The 17,640-nt window shown below is 72.6% G+C and carries 16 protein-coding genes; 9 read left to right on the top strand and 7 right to left on the bottom strand.

Annotated elements, in window-relative coordinates; genetic code table 11:
- Positions 1-286: 286 nt before the first annotated feature.
- On the top strand, positions 287-4,252 hold the full coding sequence (locus tag BIV25_RS06780) for a Pls/PosA family non-ribosomal peptide synthetase (protein ID WP_071371234.1): 3,966 nt from the start codon (positions 287-289) through the stop codon (positions 4,250-4,252).
- Positions 4,249-5,673, top strand: a complete 1,425-nt coding sequence (locus BIV25_RS06775) for a M1 family metallopeptidase (protein WP_079176466.1) — start codon at positions 4,249-4,251, stop codon at positions 5,671-5,673. Before BIV25_RS06780 ends, BIV25_RS06775 begins: the two co-directional genes overlap by 4 nt.
- A 60-nt stretch (positions 5,674-5,733) precedes the next feature.
- Here the strand turns inward: BIV25_RS06775 and BIV25_RS06770 are convergent, their stop codons facing one another.
- On the bottom strand, positions 5,734-6,246 hold the full coding sequence (locus BIV25_RS06770; protein ID WP_071371233.1) for a MarR family winged helix-turn-helix transcriptional regulator: 513 nt from the start codon (positions 6,244-6,246) through the stop codon (positions 5,734-5,736).
- 172 nt (positions 6,247-6,418) lie between these two features.
- On the opposite strand from BIV25_RS06770, the gene lgt reads away from it, so the two are divergent.
- Complete coding sequence (lgt, locus tag BIV25_RS06765; RefSeq protein WP_071371232.1) at positions 6,419-7,306, top strand: prolipoprotein diacylglyceryl transferase; 888 nt, start codon at positions 6,419-6,421, stop codon at positions 7,304-7,306.
- A 50-nt stretch (positions 7,307-7,356) separates the two neighbouring features.
- Here lgt and BIV25_RS06760 read toward each other — a convergent pair whose 3' ends face one another.
- The 3 genes from BIV25_RS06760 to BIV25_RS06750 all read right to left on the bottom strand — a co-directional run bounded on the left by BIV25_RS06760 (position 7,357) and on the right by BIV25_RS06750 (position 10,630).
- Complete coding sequence (locus BIV25_RS06760) at positions 7,357-8,799, bottom strand: MFS transporter (RefSeq protein ID WP_256255643.1); 1,443 nt, start codon at positions 8,797-8,799, stop codon at positions 7,357-7,359.
- 402 nt (positions 8,800-9,201) lie between these two features.
- Positions 9,202-9,537, bottom strand: coding sequence for an ANTAR domain-containing protein (locus tag BIV25_RS06755; protein WP_071371231.1), 336 nt, complete (start codon positions 9,535-9,537; stop codon positions 9,202-9,204).
- 298 nt (positions 9,538-9,835) lie between these two features.
- Entirely contained in the window at positions 9,836-10,630 is a 795-nt protein-coding gene (locus BIV25_RS06750; protein WP_071371230.1) for an RNA polymerase sigma factor SigF, read from the bottom strand.
- Between the two features lie 280 nt (positions 10,631-10,910).
- On the opposite strand from BIV25_RS06750, the gene BIV25_RS06745 reads away from it, so the two are divergent.
- From BIV25_RS06745 to BIV25_RS06730, 4 genes are all read left to right on the top strand, one after another.
- The gene (locus tag BIV25_RS06745) at positions 10,911-11,078 is read left to right on the top strand and encodes a hydrophobic protein (RefSeq protein ID WP_071371229.1); all 168 of its coding nucleotides are present in this window, start codon (positions 10,911-10,913) and stop codon (positions 11,076-11,078) included.
- 48 nt (positions 11,079-11,126) lie between these two features.
- A complete protein-coding gene (locus BIV25_RS06740) occupies positions 11,127-12,218 on the top strand; it encodes an enolase C-terminal domain-like protein (protein WP_071371228.1) in 1,092 nt (363 codons plus the stop codon).
- A gap of 135 nt (positions 12,219-12,353) precedes the next feature.
- Positions 12,354-12,644 (top strand): hypothetical protein, encoded by a 291-nt coding sequence (locus BIV25_RS06735; RefSeq protein ID WP_071371227.1) that lies wholly within the window; start codon positions 12,354-12,356, stop codon positions 12,642-12,644.
- Positions 12,645-12,727: 83 nt separating this feature from the next.
- Positions 12,728-13,054, top strand: a complete 327-nt coding sequence (locus BIV25_RS06730; RefSeq protein WP_071371226.1) for a plasmid stabilization protein — start codon at positions 12,728-12,730, stop codon at positions 13,052-13,054.
- 36 nt (positions 13,055-13,090) lie between these two features.
- Here the strand turns inward: BIV25_RS06730 and BIV25_RS06725 are convergent, their stop codons facing one another.
- A complete protein-coding gene (locus BIV25_RS06725) occupies positions 13,091-14,314 on the bottom strand; it encodes a saccharopine dehydrogenase family protein (RefSeq protein ID WP_071371225.1) in 1,224 nt (407 codons plus the stop codon).
- Between the two features lie 115 nt (positions 14,315-14,429).
- On the opposite strand from BIV25_RS06725, the gene BIV25_RS06720 reads away from it, so the two are divergent.
- Positions 14,430-15,137: a TetR/AcrR family transcriptional regulator gene (locus BIV25_RS06720; RefSeq protein ID WP_071371224.1), complete on the top strand. Its 708-nt coding sequence runs from the start codon at positions 14,430-14,432 to the stop codon at positions 15,135-15,137.
- Positions 15,138-15,149: 12 nt separating this feature from the next.
- Here the strand turns inward: BIV25_RS06720 and BIV25_RS06715 are convergent, their stop codons facing one another.
- Both BIV25_RS06715 and BIV25_RS06710 read right to left on the bottom strand, forming a co-directional pair.
- Entirely contained in the window at positions 15,150-16,157 is a 1,008-nt protein-coding gene (locus BIV25_RS06715) for a zinc-dependent alcohol dehydrogenase family protein (RefSeq protein ID WP_071371223.1), read from the bottom strand.
- 132 nt (positions 16,158-16,289) lie between these two features.
- Positions 16,290-16,637 (bottom strand): helix-turn-helix transcriptional regulator, encoded by a 348-nt coding sequence (locus tag BIV25_RS06710; RefSeq protein ID WP_071371222.1) that lies wholly within the window; start codon positions 16,635-16,637, stop codon positions 16,290-16,292.
- Positions 16,638-16,780: 143 nt separating this feature from the next.
- Between BIV25_RS06710 and ppk2 the strand changes: the two genes are divergently transcribed.
- Positions 16,781-17,584 (top strand): polyphosphate kinase 2, encoded by an 804-nt coding sequence (ppk2, locus tag BIV25_RS06705; protein WP_071371221.1) that lies wholly within the window; start codon positions 16,781-16,783, stop codon positions 17,582-17,584.
- Positions 17,585-17,640: the final 56 nt, after the last annotated feature.

Here is a 17,640-nt window from a genome sequence, read left to right as displayed (position 1 = left end):
CCTGACGCTCGCGTCCGGCGCCCGACGGGCGCGCCGACCATGCGATCATCACACAATGGCGGTACAGAAATCAAACCGTTCTCACGTCGAATTCTTCCCGTAATCAAAGAGAATGTGCGTAGCTCGATTCGAATGGTCGAATCACGGTTTGGACTTCACCAATTTCCCCCCATGGGCCGGCCGTGTATTAATTGCAATGAGTTGGTGAACGTTTCGCGGCAGAAGCACGTCTCACAAGTCGTAATGGATTTCGCATCCGTTGGCACCGCACACCAGAGGCACGAATTTGTCTTCGCCCGCATTCGATGCGTCACACCTACCCCTCGGGTCGCCTGGGAATCAGGCTCTCTTCCGCTCCGCGGCCGCCTCGTCGCCGCGTACCCTCGTCGATGTTCTGCACACCACGGTCACCCGGAATCCGGATGCCCCGGCTCTGGACACCGGCGCGGAAATACTGACCTACCGCGAGCTGTCCGCCGAGGTCGTCCGCCGTGCCCAGCAGCTCACCGGCCAGGGCGTCGGCCCCGGCGACCGGGTGGGGATCCGGATCCCCTCGGGCACCGCCGAACTGTATCTGTCGATCCTCGCCGTACTGCACTGCGGAGCGGCCTACGTACCGGTCGACGCGGACGACCCCGAGGAGCGGGCCGCCACCGTCTTCCGCGAGGCCGGGGTGTGTCTCGTCCTCGGACCCCACCCGCAGCCCGCCGGGGCGGCCGTCGCGTCGGGAGTGGCGACGGGCCGCAGCGCGCCCGCTCCGGAGGACGACGCGTGGATCATCTTCACCTCCGGCTCGACCGGCGCGCCCAAGGGCGTGGCCGTCTCCCATCGCTCCGCGGCCGCGTTCGTGGACGCCGAGGCGCGGCTGTTCCTGCGCGACCGGCCGCTCGGCCCCGGTGACCGGGTCCTCGCGGGGCTGTCCGTCGCCTTCGACGCCTCCTGCGAGGAGATGTGGCTGGCGTGGCGCTCGGGCGCCTGCCTGGTACCCGCCGAACGCGCCCTGGTCCGGGCGGGCCACGAACTCGGGCCCTGGCTCGACGAGCGGGGCATCACCGTCGTCTCCACCGTGCCGACCCTGCTGGCCATGTGGCCCGAACAGGCCCTGCGCCGCGTGCGGTTGCTGATCCTGGGCGGCGAGGCCTGTCCGCCCGGCCTGGTCGAGCGGTTCGCCGGTCCCGAGCGGGAGATGTGGAACACCTACGGCCCCACGGAGACCACCGTCGTGGCCTGCGCCGCCCCGCTGCGGCGCGGCCGCACCGTGCGCATCGGCCTGCCGCTGGCGGGCTGGGACCTGGCCGTGGTCGACGAGGCCGGGGAACCGGTCGCGTACGGGGAGCAGGGCGAACTGGTCATCGCCGGCGCCGGTACCGCGCGCTACCTCGACCCCGTGAAGGACGCGGAGCGGTTCCGGCCGTGCGCCGCGCTGGACTCGCCGCGCGCCTACCGCTCGGGCGACCTCGTGCGCGCCGACGCCGCGGGACTGGTCTTCCTGGGCCGCGTCGACGACCAGGTCAAGCTCGGCGGACGGCGCGTGGAGCTGGGCGAGATCGACGCGGCCCTGCTCGCCCTGCCCGGCGTGCGCGGAGCGGCCGCGGCCGTGCAGCCGACGGCCGCCGGTGCCTCGATCCTGGTCGGGTACGTCGTACCGGAGGCGGGCGCCGACGGGCGGTCCGGGTTCGACGCCGCCAAGGCCAGAGCGCTGCTGGCCGAGCAACTGCCCGCGGCGCTGGTGCCGGTGCTCGCCGAGGTGACCACGCTGCCCACGCGCGCCTCCGGGAAGGTCGACCGCGCGGCCCTGCCCTGGCCGGTCCCCCTGACGGGCGGCGAGAGTGACAGCGGTGACGCGGACCACCCGCTGGAGGGTACGGCGGCGCGGCTGGCGGACGTCTGGGAGCAGTTGCTGGGGCTGCGGCCCGGCCCGGACAGCGACTTCGTCGCGCTCGGCGGCACCAGTCTGACCGCGGCCCGGATGGCCTCGATGCTCCGCGAGGAGTATCCGGGGCTGTCCGTCGCCGACCTCTACCGGCACTCGGTGCTGCACCGCATGGCCGACCACCTCGACTCGCTCGCCGGGACCACGCAGGAGGTGCGCGAGGTCCGCCCGATCCCTCGGACGACCGCCGTCGTGCAGTTCTTCGTGCAGATGGCCGGCTACGCCGTCACGGGCCTGCGCGGACTGGTCGGACTGGCGGCGGCGGACAACGTGCTCGGCTGGATCGCGCCGCACCACTGGGCGCCGCACACGTCGTGGTGGCTGGTCCTGGCCGGGTGGGTGGTGCTGTTCAGCTCGCCGGTGCGCTGTCTGGTCGGCGCGGTCCTCGCCCGCACCCTGGCCGGCTCGATCACTCCGGGCGCCCACCCGCGCGGGGGCAGCACGCATCTGCGGCTGTGGACCGCGGAACGGGCGGTCGCCACGTTCGGCGTACCGTCCCTGCTCGGCACCCCGTGGGCGGTCCTGTACGCCCGCATCCTGGGCTGCCGCACCGGGCGTGACGTACAGCTGCACACGATGCCCCCGGTGACGGGCCTCGCCGAGCTGGGCGAGGGGTGCAGCATCGAACCGGAGGCGGACATCGCGGGCTGGTGGCTCGACGGTGACACCCTGCACGTCGGCCCGGTCTCGGTCGGGGCGGGCGCACGGGTCGGTCACCGCAGCACGCTGCTGCCCGGTGCCGTCGTGGGCCGCGGCGCGGAACTGACCGCCGGCAGCTGTCTGAGCGAGCGGATCCCGGACGGCATGGTGTGGACCGGCTCCCCGGCCCGGCCGGCCGAGCCCGCCGAGCGTCTCGCGGGTGTCGGGTGGCCGGCACCGACGACGGACCGCCGGCGCCGCTGGCACCTGGCCTACGCGCTGTCCCTGACCGTGCTGCCCCTGACCTCGCTGCTCGCGGCGGCCCCCGCCCTGTTCCTCACCTGGCTGCTGGTCCGCACGACGCCGACGCTGTCCGGGGCGGCGGGGCACCTGCTCGCCGCGGCACCACTGTTCGCCCTCATGACGATGGTGTCCGGGCTGCTGCTCACCGCGCTGACCGTGCGGCTGCTGAACCGGTCGATCAAGCCCGGCATGCACCGTGCGGACGGCGGCGTGGCCTGGCGGGCCTGGCTCGTGACACGGATCCTCGACGGCGCCCGGGGCGGCTACTTCCCCCTGTACGCGAGCCTGGCGACGCCGTCCTGGCTGCGGCTGCTCGGCGCCCGCGTCGGCCGCGGCACCGAGATCTCCACGGTGCTGCCGCTGCCGTCACTGCTCCGCGTCGACGACGGGGCGTTCCTCGCCGACGACACACTGGTCGCGCCGTACGAACTGCGCGGCGGCTGGCTGAAGTTGGGGAAGGTACGGGTCGGCGAGCGCGCGTTCGTCGGCAACTCCGGCATCGTCGGACCGGGTCGCGAGGTGGCCGACCACGCGCTGGTCGGGGTGCTGTCCGACGCGCCGGTGCAGGGCGAGCCCGGCATGTCCTGGATCGGCCGGCCCGCGATGCCGCTGCCCCGGCTGCCGGAATCCGGCGACCCGGCGCGCACGTTCGCCCCGCCCCGGCGGCTGGTGGCGGCCCGCGCGGCCGTGGAGCTGTGCCGCCTGCTGCCGGTGATCCTCGGCATGGTGCTGGCGGAGGGCCTGTTCCTCGGCGAGCAGCGGTTCTTCGACCTCGGCGGGCTGCCCCTGGCCGCGCTCACCGCCGCCCCGCTGCTGATGGCCGCGGGCCTGGCCGCGTGCCTCGTCACCACCGGCGCCAAGTGGCTGCTGGTGGGCCGGTTCCGGGTCGGCGAACGCCCGCTGTGGTCGCCGTTCGTGTGGCGCAACGAGCTGTTCGACACGTTCGTCGAGGTGCTGGCCGTGCCGTGGGGAGCGGGCGCGCATGTGGGCACCCCCGTGCTGAACTGGTGGCTGCGCAGCCTCGGCGCGCGCATCGGTCGCGGTGTGTGGTGCGACACCTACTGGCTGCCGGAGACCGATCTGATCACCCTCGGCGACGGCGCCAGCGTCAACCGCGGCTGTGTGCTGCAGACCCATCTCTTCCACGACCGCATCATGCGGATGGACACCGTGGAGCTGGCGGCCGGTGCCTCCCTGGGCCCGCACAGCATCGCCCTGCCCGGCACCACGATCGGCGCCGGTGCCTCCATCGCCGCCGCTTCGCTCGTGATGCGCGGCGAGACCGTGCCGGACGGCACCCGCTGGGCCGGCAACCCCATCGCGGGCGCCGACGCGACCGCGCCCGCCGCCCCGCTCGCCGGTGGGGAGGCGGCATGAGGTGGTGCACCCGGCGGGCGCTGCTGCGCGGCGCGGCGCTCGCCCCGCTCGCGGCGACGGCCGCGGACCAGCTGCCGCACCAGGCCGAACGCTACTTCGCGAGCCATGGCACGTACGGCCACCGCACCCTCGCCTACGACCTGCACCTGGCGTACGACCCGGTCGCCGGCCGGCTCGACGGGCGGGCGCACATCCAGGCGGTGGCGGACCGGACGCTGCCGCAGGTCGAACTCGACCTCGCCCGGCTGACCGTGTACGACGCGCGGATCGACGGGACCGCCGTACGCCCCGGCCGACGGCGGGACAAGCTGGTCCTGCCGGCCCCGCGCACGCTCCGCGCCGGTACCCCCTTCAGCGTGGAGATCGGCTACGGCGGCCGGCCGGGTCCGCTGCGCACGCCGTTCGGGCAGATCGGCTGGGACCGCACGGGCGACGCGCACGACGGGACGCTGGTCGCCTCGCAGCCGCTCGGCGCCCCGTCGTGGTTCCCGTGCAACGACCGCCCGGACGACAAGGCCGAGTTCACCTTCCGGGTGACCGTGCCGCGCGGTCATCAGGTGCTCGCCAACGGGACGCTGCTGGAGCGGAGCGAGGCGGGGTCGACCGAGTGCTGGACCTTCCACCACCCGGGCCCGATGGCCCCCTACCTCGCCTCCCTCTACACCGGCCGCTTCGCCTACGACACCTGGGAGGCCCGGGACTCCGCGACCGGCCGCCGGATCGCCGGACGCAACGCCTTCCCCGCCCGGCTGGCGGGCGCCGCCCGGCACGATCTGGGCCGTCAGCCCGCCATGCTCGGCGCGTTCACCGACTGGTTCGGGCCGTATCCGTTCGAGACGTACGGCGCGGTCGTCGTGGACGCGGAGCTGGACGAGCCCGTGGAGAACCAGACGGTCTCCGTCTTCGGGCGCAACCACGTCGACGGCCACCGGACCTGGGAGACCCTCGTCGCCCACGAACTCGTCCACCAGTGGTACGGCAACAGCGTGAGCCTGCGGGACTGGCGCGACATCTGGCTCAACGAGGGCTTCGCCACCTACGGCGAGTGGCTGTGGTCGGAACACATCGGCGAGGACTCGGCGGACGACATCGCCCGTCAGGCCTGGCACACCATGGCGAAGGGCGCGCAGAACCTGCGGACGGCCGATCCCGGGCCGCACCGCATCTTCGACGACCGCGTCTACAACCGGGGCGCGTGCGCACTGCACGCGCTGCGTCTGACGCTGGGTGACGAGCGGTTCTTCGCGATGCTGCGCGGCTGGCACGAGCGGCATCGCGGCAGGAGCGCCGGGACCGCCGCCTTCATCGCCCACGCCGGCCGGTCCCGGCCCGCGGAGCTGGAGCCCCTGCTGCGCGCCTGGCTCTACGACAAACGGCTCCCGCCGCTGCCGCAGCCCGGCCCGGACCACGCACAGGTCTGAGCCCGTCCGCCCACTCGCCCCTGTGCGGCGGGTGGGCGGACGGACGTCTCCCGGTCCTTGTCAGTCCTCCGCCGCGCCGTCGGCCGGTTCGCCGAGGTGCTCGGCCAGCTGGAACAGGGCGGGCAGCGCGTCCTTGATGGCCGCCCGGGCACTGTCGTCGAGGGCGGCGAGGGCGGCGTCGATGCGGCGTTCGTGGGCGGTCGTCCAGGCGGCGAGCTTCTCGCGGCCGGCGTCGGTGAGGGCGACGACGGAGGCCCGGCGGTCTGTGGCGTCGACGTCACGGGTGACCAGTCCGGCGGTGATCATCTGCCCGATCAGCCCGCTGACCGTGCTCGGCGCCAGCCTGCGGCGGGCGGCGAGGTCACTGATCCGCGCGGGCGAGTGCTCGCCGAGCACCTGCAACAGCTCGACCTGCGCCATGGGGAGCGTCTCCCACGGGTAGTCGGTGCGGATCGAGGAGCGCAGCGCGCGCCGGAGCCGGGTGACGGCCTCGGTGAGCTGGCGGGCCTCCGGTTCCCGGCCGAGGGGGCCAGCCGGAGGTGAGGAGACCTCGGTACGGGGCTGCGCGGGCATGGGGCAAGGGTAACGGGGCGGCCTGCGGGTGCGGTTCCGCGGTCCGCCGGTCGGACGCCCGGTCCGCCGACGCCGCCTCCTTACCGAAAGCTTCGGTGACCGATGTATCGTCGACGGGATCCGCCCCCGGCTCGTGAGCCGGGTTCCGTACGTGTGAGAAACGGTCTGTCTCTTGAACCTGGCGTACCTCCCCAGTCCCTCGCAGGGGGTCTGGCACCTCGGACCGCTGCCGATCCGCGCGTACGCACTGTGCATCCTGGCCGGGATCTTCACCGCCGTATGGCTCACCGGCCGCCGCTGGGAGGCCAGGGGCGGACGCCGCGAGGACATCGCCGACATCGCCATCTGGGCCGTGCCGTTCGGCGTCCTCGGTGGCCGGCTGTACCACGTGATCACCGACCCGGAGCTGTACTTCACCGCCGGGAAGCAGCCCATCCGCGCCCTCTACATCTGGGACGGCGGCCTGGGCATCCCGGGCGCGGTGGCCCTCGGCGCGGTCGGCGCATGGCTCGGCTGCCGACGCCGCGGCATCAAGCTGTCCGACTTCGCCGACGCGGTCGCACCGGGGCTGGTGCTGGCCCAGGCGATCGGCCGCTGGGGCAATTACTTCAACCAGGAGCTGTACGGCCGCCCCACCCACCTGCCGTGGGCGCTGCAGATCGATCCCGCGCACCGTCCCGCCGACATGCCCACGATCGGTCTCTACCACCCGACGTTCCTGTACGAGTCGCTGTGGGACCTCGGCGTCATGGCGCTGCTGCTGTGGCTGGACCGCCGCCACCACCAGCGCCTGCGCCGGGGGCGGCTGTTCGCCTGTTACGTCCTCGCCTACACCACCGGCCGGGCCTGGATCGAGGCCCTGCGCATCGACCACGCCAACCATTTCCTCGGCCTGCGGCTGAACGACTACGTCTCGATCGTCCTGTTCACCGGCGCGCTGGTCTATCTGCTCGCGAGCCGCCGCCCGCGCAGCGACGACGACGCCCCGTACCCGCCCGGCGCCGACGAGGGCGGGGCGCAGTCCCCCGCGGTCGGCACGCCGCACCGGAAGCAGGGCTGACGGCGACGCGCCGGGCCGCACGGTGTTCCCCCTCCTCTGATCTCCCCTGATCACGCCTTCCGTTCCGTAGGGGGGCTCAGCCACGCCGACGCGACGGCGATCGCCGAGGCCGCGACGAGGACGACGGCCGCCCAGCGCGCTCCGGATGGTGTGCCCGCGCTGCCCGCCAGGTGCAGGGCGAGGGTCACCAGGGCCACGCCGAGTGCCGTGCCCAGGCCACGGGTCATGTTGACGAGACCGCCGCCCGTGCCGGAGGAACCGGCCGGTATCGCGCCCATGATCATGGCGTTGTTGGCCGGGGTGAACGTCCCGAGACCCAGCCCCGTCAGCGCCAGCACGGGCACCAGCCAGGCAGCCGTCAGCGGGACCACCAGCAAGGCGGCCGACACGGCCAGGAACAGCGCGGCCCCGGCCAGACAGCGCCCGCGGTCCGGCAGACCTCGCGGCAGCAGCCGGTCACCGCCCGTCGCGGCCAGCGCGAACCCGGTCGGCAGGGCCGTCAGCACCAGCCCGGCGGTCAGCTCCGAGGTGCCCCGCGCGGTGAGCACGACGGGCACCAGCACCAGTGGGCCGAACAGCACGAGATAGCCGCTGAGCGCGCCCGCCAGTCCGAACGTCACCGTCCGCACCCGGAGCAGGGCCAGGTCGAGCAGGGGCTCCGTCGTCCCGCGCTGGCGGCGGACGAACCCCCAGCCCGTCACGGCCGCCACCGCGAACAGCGCGGCCACGCCCCAGCCGGGCACCGGCAGCCCGGACGCCGCGGAGACACCCATCAGCGTGCCGGTGGTCGCCGAGGCCAGCAGGACGAGCCCCCACCAGTCGAAGCGTGCGACACGGGTACGCGTCCGGGTGCGGGGCAGCAGATAGTGGCCCCCGACCAGTGCGATCACGCCGACGGGGACGTTGACCCAGAACACCCACCGCCAGCCCAGCGTCGACACCAGTGCCCCGCCCACCGTCGGTCCCAGCGCCAGCCCCAGCGCCTGGGCGGCCGCCTGGACGCCCAGGGCGCTGCGCATCCGCTCGCGCGGTGCGCTGGTCGTGACCAGGGCCACGCTGTTGGCCTGCATCATGGCCGCTCCGGCCGCCTGGACCACCCGGAACGCGACGAGCGCGAGCAGGGAGGGAGCGAAGCCGCAGGCGGCAGAGGCCAGGGTGAAGACGGCGAACCCGTACAGGTACAACAGCTTGCGGCCGTGCGCGTCCGCCAGCCGCCCGGCCGGCACCAGGAGTGCCACCAGGGTCAGCAGATAGCCCAGCGACACCCACTCCACCGCCGCCAGCGACGTACGGAACCCGGCGCGCAGGCTGCCGTAGGTCAGCGTCACGATGCTGGCGTCCAGCTGGCCCATGAAGGCGCCGAAGCACACGGCGCCCACGGCCAGCCACCAGCCGCCCGGCCGCGACCGTATCCCTTCCGGACGGGGACGCTCGACGGTGAGCAGGGCAGGCCAGCGTCGCTTGGACGCGGGGGGATTCATGTCGGTGGCCATACATCCATATTACATCGGCTACCGAAATATTCTGCCAGCGTCCTATCTCCGACGGGAAGCGGTTGCTCATCCGGGAGTCCAGCACCCAGACGTCGGTGAATCCGTGGATCGGCGCCCTCGCCCCGCCGGAACCGTGTCAGGCCCAGCCCCAGGCCGTCCTCGGTGGTGAACGGATGGTGCGCCGTGCCGGCGTCCGGGACGCCGTCGAGCGAGAACCTCGGGATGCGCTGTGCCATGGCCATGCTTCCCCCGTCCGCGTGCGTTCCCCCGACGGCAGGACCCGGCCCGGTCAGGTCGCCGCAGCGACAGCGTGACAGAGAGAGCGGCGACGTGGAGTCGGACCGCGGACGCAGATACGCCGCGAACCCGCGCGGCACGTGTCGCCGAGGGGTCCGGGCCGGCTCAGTCCGTGGGCGACGCGCCCGGAATCTGCGCGGGCCCGTGCCGGTCCAGGGCCTCTTCGAGTTCGACCCGGATCTCCGGGGAGATCTCCCCCTGCCGTCCCCAGACGAGGATCATCTCGGCGACGTGGCGCAGTTTGATGTTCGTGTGCTGGGACACGTCCTTCAGCACGGCCCACCCCTGCTCGGGTCCGACCCGGCCCAGCGCGACCATCATCCCGATCGCCTGGTCGACGACCGCGTGCGAGCTGACGGCGTGCCGCAGCTGGTCGACTTCTTCCTCCAGCTCATGGATGCGCTCACCGTCGGCCCCGGCCGGGCCGCCGTCCGTGGTCATCAACCCCTCCGGAGTCCGACGCGCAGTGCGCCTCTCACATACTCTCCCGGCCCATCCATCGTGCCCTTCCCGGGAGAGCTGTGCCACCCTTGCGCGGCGTCGGACACCGCCCCGCCGCACGGCGTCAGCGTCTGCCCAGGCAGACGCTCGCTCCCACGGCGAGGGGCGCGCCGAACGTCCGGATCCAGGCCATCGGGTGGCCGTGGTCCAAGGTCCGCCTCCAGAAACCCGCCCGTCGGCATGAAGCCACCCCGCGCAACAGACGCCACCGACCCGCGGAAGGCCTCCGGGCACGCTGCTAGGCGACGTCCTGCAGCACCTCGTCCCGCAGTTGGTGACAGCAGCGGTTGATCAGGCGCGAGACGTGCATCTGTGAGATGCCGCGCTGTTCGGCGATGCGGCTCTGGGTCATGTCCTTGAAGAACCTCATGTACAGGATGGTGCGTTCGCGCTCGGGCAGGGCCTCCAGACGGGGCTTGACGGCCTCGCGGTCCACGACGACGTCGAGGGCCGGGTCGCACGCGCCCAGCGCGTCGCCGAGGGAGCAGCCGGCGTCGCTGCCGGGGGCCTCGGCGTCGAGGGACAGCGCGCTGAAACTCTCCAGCGCCTCCAGCCCGACCTGGACGTCGTGCTCGCTGAGGTCCGTGTACTCGGCGATCTCACTGACGCTGGGCCGGCGGTCCGAGACGTTCTGCGACAGGTCCTGGCAGGCGGTCCGCACCCGGTTGCGCAGGTCCTGGACCCGGCGCGGCACGTGCAGGGTCCACATGTGGTCGCGGAAGTGCCGTTTGATCTCTCCCGTCACCGTCGGGACGGCATAGCTCTCGAAGGCGTGGCCGCGCCCCGGGTCGTAGCGGTCGACCGCCTTGACCAGCCCGAGGGCCGCGACCTGGCACAGGTCCTCGTAGCTCTCGCCACGGCTGCGGAACCGGCTCGCGATTCTCTCGGCCATCGGCAGCCAGGCCTCGACCAGTTCCTCACGGAGCATGTCACGTCGGTGCCCGGGAGGCAGTGCGGCGAGCCGCCGGAACGCATGCCCGGTGTCCGGGGCGTCGTCGTGCGGATGGTGTTGCGCGCTCGTTCGGGTTCGCATGGTGCGTCGCACCTCTCCTGCGCGAGGGATGAACGATCACAGTGGACGAGCCACCGCGTTCCGGAACGGCCGCATCCGGGCGACGGGGACGTCGCTCCCACGGATGTGCCTCCTGTCCGAAACACTCACTGTGGCCCCTTCCCCCGAGGCCGGTGGCCGAACCCGATCCGCGTCGGCGACCCGGCCTGCCCCTCGCCGTCCTGCCCGGGTCACCCGGCGGACCGGCCGACGCGTGATCTCCGTATCCCGGGGAACTCGAAGGGGTCAGGAGGTTCACGTCATGGTTCCCATCCTTCTCGTACTGCTTCTGGCAGTCGTTCTCTTCGGCCTCGGCTTCGCCGTGAAGGTTCTCTGGTGGATCGCCCTGGCGGTTCTCGTCGTATGGCTGCTGGGCTTCCTGGTCCGCGGCGCGGCGGGCGGCGGCAGGGCTCATTGGTACCGGTGGTGACACCGGCCGATCGGGAGACTCCGAGATGTCGCCCCCGGCAGGAAAACGATGAAACTCCGCCGCCCCGAGGTGTCCGTCTACACGGTGCCGACCGACGCCCCCGAAGCCGACGGCACGCTGGCCTGGGCCTCGACGACGATGGTGATCGCCGAGGCCTCGGCCGGGGACGTGACCGGCACGGGCTGGACGTACGGTCCGGCGGCCGTCGGGCTGATGCTCGGCGAGCACCTCGCACCCCTGGTCGAGGGGCACGACCCGCTGGACATACCGGCCCTGCACGACGCGATGTGCCGATCGGTCCGCGACGCAGGGCGGCCGGGGGTGACCGCGTGCGCCATCTCGGCCCTCGACATCGCCTTGTGGGACCTCAAGGCGCGTCTGCTCGGCCTCCCCCTGGTCAGCCTCCTCGGCGCGGCCCGCACCCACGTGCCGGTGTACGGCAGCGGCGGGTTCACGACCTATGACGACCGGCGTCTCGCCGAGCAGCTCGGCGACTGGGTGCACGCCCGGCACATCCCCCGCGTCAAGATCAGGATCGGTGAGGACTGGGGCCGCGCACCCCGGTGGGACCTCGCCCGGGTCCGTACGGCGCGCCGGACCGTCGGCCCCGAGGCCGAGCTGTACGTCGACGCCGGCGGCGCCTACACCCGCAAGCAGGCGCTGCGCGTCGGAGACGGGCTCGCCGAGTACGGCGTGACCTGGTTCGAGGAGCCCGTGTCCGCCGACGACCTGACCGGTCTGCGGCTGCTGCGCGACACCCTGCCGTGCGAGGTGACGGCCGGTGAGTACGGCTACGACCTGCCGTACTTCGCCCGGCTGATCACGGCACACGCGGTGGACTGCCTCCAGGTCGACGCGACCCGCTGCGGCGGCATCACCGAGTTCCTCCGGGCCGCCGCCCTCGCCCAGGCCCACGGGCTGGAGGTCTCCGCGCACCGTGCCCCGCACGTCCATGCCGCGGCGGCGGCCTCGATCCCCAACTTCCGTCACCTGGAGTGGTTCCACGACCATGTGCGGATCGAGTCGATGTTCTTCGCCGGCGCGCTGGACCCCGCCGGCGGCACGGTCCGGCCCGAGCAGGGCCACGGGCTCGGCCTGACCCTGCGCCGGGACACGGCGGAGAAGTACCGGGTCGCCTAGCCCGCGGCCGCGAACCCCCGCCTGTCCCGCCGCGGTGTGGTGCGCCCTGTTCCAGGTACTCGGTACCCGAAGGGAACGACGACTCCGCAACGGCGGCCCGACGACTCCGCGGGGAGACGAGAGGAGATGAATCGGATGCTGTTCCTCGGACTGCTCCTCATCGTGGGGGCCGGTGCCTTCACGGCGCTGGCGATCAGCGACAACATGTCCGGCGGCCCGGACCACACGGTGTCGGTGCTCGGTCACGACATCGCCAGCCTCGGCCCGCTCGCCCTCTTCTGCTCGGGCCTGGCGCTGGCCCTGATCTTCTGCCTGGGCATGGCCATGACCTTCGGCGGCGCGGCACACCACCGGCGCGGCACGGGTGCGCACCGCAGGCACGGCAGGACCACGGCCGGCCCGCCGATCGGCGGCACGCGGGCCTGACGCCGGCGTGACGCGTCCGCTGTCGGGGGTACCCGTGTGTCCGGATCCGAACAGGGACCGGATCCGGACAGGAAGGAGCCGACATGCCTGCGGGATCGAGCGCCAAGCGTGAGCGCCAGTACGAGCACATCAAGAAAAGCGCCGAGCAGCGCGGTGAGTCCACGCGGCGGGCCGAGGAGATCGCGGCGCGCACCGTGAACAAGGAGCGGGCCAGGTCGGGCGAGGCCGAGAGCGCGAGCCGGACGTCCACCCGCGATCCGAAGTCGGCGTACGAGCGGGGCGGACAGCGCTCGCACGGCGGAGCGGAGGGCCCGACGAAGGACCAGCTGTACGAGGAGGCCAGGAAGCGCCACGTGCACGGGCGTTCCTCGATGACCAAGCAGGAGCTGAAGCGCGCGCTCGGCCGCTGAACCGGGCGCCGCCGGGCCTCGGTTCGGACCGGCCGGTCAGTTCTCCTCGCGCAGGCCCCAGGGCGAGCCGTACTCGGTGAGCAGGTCCAGGAAGGGGCGTGGGGGCAGGGCTTCCGGGCCGAGGACGCCCGTGCCGGACCAGGCGCCGGTGGCCAGCAGTTCCAGCGCGACGACCGGGTTGACCGCGGTCTGCCAGACCACGGCCTGAGAGCCGTACTCCCGCATCGACCACTCGTTGTCGACGACGTGGTAGAGGTACACCTCGCGCGGCGCCCCGCCCCTGGTGCCCTTCACCCAGGTGCCCGCGCAGGTCTTGCCCGTCATACGGTCGCCCAGGCCGGCCGGGTCGGGCAGGCAGGCGGCCACGACGTCCCGCGGGGACACCCGCACCGGTCCGTCGTCGCCGCGCACGGTCACCTCGGCGGTGGAGTCCAGGCTCAGTTCGTGCAGCGTCTTCAGCTTGGCGATGAAGTCGGCGCCGAGCCCGTACTTGAAGGTGACCCGGCGCGCGTCCACCCATCGCGGGATCAGCAGCACCTCCTCGTGCTCGACGTTGACGCACTCGACGGGACCGATGCCCTCGGGGAAGTCGAAGACCTCGGGCTCGCTGAACGGGGCGGTGGTGAACCAGCCGCGCTCCTTCTCGTAGACCACCGGCGGGTTCAGGCACTCCTCGATCGTCGTCCAGATGCTGAACGACGGTGCGAAGTCGTAGCCCTGGACGGTCAGGTTCGCGCCGTCCCGGACGCCGATCTCCTCGATGTCGTCGAAGAGTTCGTCGGCCGCGTAGCGGGCGAAGACGTCCGACAGGCCGGGCTCGACGCCCATGCCCACCAGGGCCAGCCGTCCCGCCTCGGCCCAGCGCGCGGCCAGCGCGAACTGCTCGTCGCCGAGCTTCACACCGCACTCCTCGTGCGGACGCGAGCCGTGCGGCGCGGACAGTGACATCGCCATGTCCAGGTAGTGCGCACCGGCCTCCAGGGCGGCTCGGAAGAGGGGCATCACGAACCTGGGGTCGGTGGCGTTGAGGAGGACGTCGCAGCGCTCGTCGACGAGCAGCCGGCGCACCGCGTCCTGGTCGGAGGCGTCCAGCCGCCGCGCGCCGAACCGGTCGCCCCGCTCCCCCAGCGCCGCGACCGCGGCCTCGGCACGGGCGAGGTCGTAGTCGGCGACGACCATGTGACCGAGGAAGTCACGACGGGCCGCGATCCGGGTGACGGCCGTTCCGACACCACCCGCGCCCACGAGGAGTACACGCATGACACACACCTTTCTTCCGGAGGGGACCGATGGAACGGGACACAGGAAGATAAGGTCAACCCTGTTGGCATAAGGGACTCTGCCGGCACAGGGGCCACGGACGGAGGCGGGCGGCATGGCGAAGCAAGTGGTGCCGGAGGCAGCACGGCGGCGGCGACGGCCCACGCGCACGGGCACGGTGCTGTCCGAGGGGATCATCGTCGACACCGCCCTGCGCGTGCTGCGCGAGCACGGCAGCACGGGGCTGACGGCCCGGCGTCTGGGCGCGGCGCTGGGCGCGGATCCCAGCACCCTGTACCGCTACTTCGCCGGGATGGACGAGCTGACCCGGGCCATCGGGGACGAGCTGATGGGGCGGGCCCTCGACAGCTGGACGGCGACCGGTGACTGGCGCGCCGATCTGCGCGCGCTCGGCCGGGCCGTCTACGGCGCCTACCTCGCCCACCCGCAGGCCGCCCTGCTCACCGCCAGCCGTGTCACCGGACGGCCCCGCGAGATCGCGGTGGACGAGGCCGTCCTCGGGATCCTGCGCGGTGCCGGACTGCCCGACCCGGTGGCGGTGCGCGTCTACCACGCGTTCATCGACCAGAGCCTGGCCTTCGCCGCGCTCGACGCCGGTTCCCTCGCCCTGGCCGACGAGGCGCGCGCCCAGGACGAGGAGATGTGGCACACCGCTTATGCGCGTCTGCCCGCCGAGTCGCATCCCCACATCGCCGCCACGGCCGCACTGCTCGCCCGGCGCATGCCGCACAGCGCCTATCCGGCCGCGCTGGAGATGCTGCTGGACCACACCGCCGCGCAGCTGCCCTCGCCGGATGCGTGACGGACGACCGCGTCAGGCCTGCGGGGCCCGCGGCTCGACGGTGACGACGATCTTGCCGACCTGACCGCCCGCCGCCATGTACCGGTGCGCCTCGGCGATGTCGTCCAGGGCGAAGGTGCGGTCGACGACCGGCGCGAAGGCCCCCGATGCGAGTCCGGCGTTGACGAACGCCACGGCACGGCGCAGCCGTTCGGGGTCCGAGGTGATCTCGAAGAGGGTGTACGTGCTGCTGTTCAGCGCCGGGTAGGAGCTCGCGTTGGGCAGCGGGGTGGGGCGTGGGTCGAGGGCGCCGTAGACCACCAGGAAACCGCCGGGCGCGATCCCCTGGGCGAGGGTCTCGACGCCGGGACCGGCCACGGGATCGAAGGCCAGGCGGACGCCTTCGCCGCCGGTGATCTCCTTGATCCGGGCGGGCAGGTCCTCCTCGTCGGTGACGATGACGTGGGCGGCGCCGGCGTCCAGGAGGCGCTGCCTCTTGCCCGCGCCCCGCGTGGTGGCGATCGGGACCGCGCCGAGGTGGCGGGCGATCTGGATGGCGGCCAGTCCCACGCTGCTGGAGGCCGCGGTGATCAGCACATGGTCGCCGGGCCGGACCCGGCCGCTCTCGGCGACGGGGCCATAGGCGGTGACGTAGGCCATCCACACCGCCGCCGCCCGGACCGGGTCGAGGTTCGCGGGGCGGAGCACGACCGCCGAGGCCGGGAGGAGGACGTGATCGCCGTACGTGCCGTACTCGGTCTGGAGGAACGACGGCACCACCGCGACCGGATCACCCTCGGCGAGGCCGGTCACGCCCTCGCCGACGGCCTCGACCACACCCGCGGCCTCGTACCCGAGCGTGGACGGGAAGACCGGCTGGTAGAAGTAGCCGCCCTCGCGGTACATGAGCTCGGCCCGGTTCAGGCCGATCGCCTCGACGCGGAGCCGCACCTCTCCGGCCCCCGGAGCGCCCACCTCCACCTCGCGCAGAGTGAGGACCTCGGGGCCGCCGAGCCGGTCGAACTGTACGAGACGTGCCATGACGTATCCGTCCTGGGAGCAGGGATGGGGAACGCACCGCAGCGGCGGTGCCGACGTCCACCATGCCCTAAGGTTCGATGACCGTCAAATTTCGAGCGTCATCGAAATAAGTATCTCGCCCCCTCTCCCGACTCAGGCCGGGACCGCTCCGCCCTCCGCCGCGGAGGCCGCCAGCACGGCGCTGAGCAGGCCGGGAAACCGCTGCTCCATCTCGTCCGCGCGGAGCGCGTTCAGCTTCGTCGTGCCCACGTAGTACTGCCGGATCACGCCCGCCTCGCGCAGCACGTTGAAGTGGTGGGTCAGCGTCGACACCGACACCGGCGCCTCGAACGTGCCGCAGCTCATGTCCTCGTCCGCCGCGGCCAGCTGGGTCACCACGAGCCGCCGCACGGGGTCCACCAACGCCTCCAGCACCTGCTGAAGGGAGACCTCCGACAGGTCGGGGTGCTCCACTGTCCGGGCGGTGCGGGGGCGGGCCACGGTGACTCCTCGGGGCGGCTTCGGTGCGGTCAGGCCATGGTACGACCGCCGTCGAACCGCCATCCGAAGGGACGCGGGGAGCGCCCTTCGACATCAGCTCACCCCTCCGGGCCGGACAGCGGGCACTGGGGGAAAATGCAAGCATGAAGGGGAACAAGGGGCCAACGCTCTCCCGCAAGGTCTACGAAGCCGAACTGCTGCGTCTGCAGACCGAGTTGGCCAAGCTCCAGGAGTGGGTGCGAGCCGAGGGCGCCCGGCTGGTGGTCGTGTTCGAGGGGCGGGACGCGGCCGGCAAGGGCGGCGCCATCCGGCGGGTCACCGAGTACCTCAACCCTCGCGGGGCCCGGATCGCCGCGTTGCCCAGGCCGACGGAGCGCGAGCGCACCCAGTGGTACTTCCAGCGGTACGTCGAGCATCTGCCGGCCGCCGGTGAGATCGTGCTCTTCGACCGGTCCTGGTACAACCGGGCCGGGGTCGAGCACGTCATGGGGTTCTGCACCCCGGAGGAACACGAGCGGTTCCTGCGCCAGTGCCCCACCTTCGAGCGGATGCTGGTCGAGGACGGGATCCTGCTGCGCAAGTACTGGTTCTCGGTGAGCGACACGGCACAGCAGGAGCGGTTCCGGCGCCGGCTGGAGGATCCGCTGCGGCGCTGGAAGCTGTCGCCGATGGACCTGGAGTCGATCACCCACTGGGAGGCGTACTCCCGGGCGAAGGACGAGATGATGGTGCACACCGACATCGGCGAAGCGCCCTGGTACATCGTCGAGAGCGACGACAAGCGGCGCGCCCGGCTGAACATGATGGCCCACCTGCTGGCGTCCGTGCCGTACCACGAGGTCCCGCCGCCGGTGCTGAACCTGCCCGAGCGACCGCCGTCCACCGGCTACGAGCGGCCCCCGCGCGATCTGCGGACCTACGTCCCCGATCACGCGGCGCAGTTGTAGGCGGCCGCGGGGGCAACGGGATCCGCCTGTACGAGGATTCCTCGTACAGGCGGGAG

Origin of the sequence: Streptomyces sp. MUSC 14 (genome assembly GCF_001866675.1) — a bacterium.
Lineage (GTDB): Bacteria > Actinomycetota > Actinomycetes > Streptomycetales > Streptomycetaceae > Streptomyces.
The sequence above is the reverse complement of the archived record's forward strand: the minus strand, read 5'-3'. Positions and strand labels throughout refer to the sequence as shown.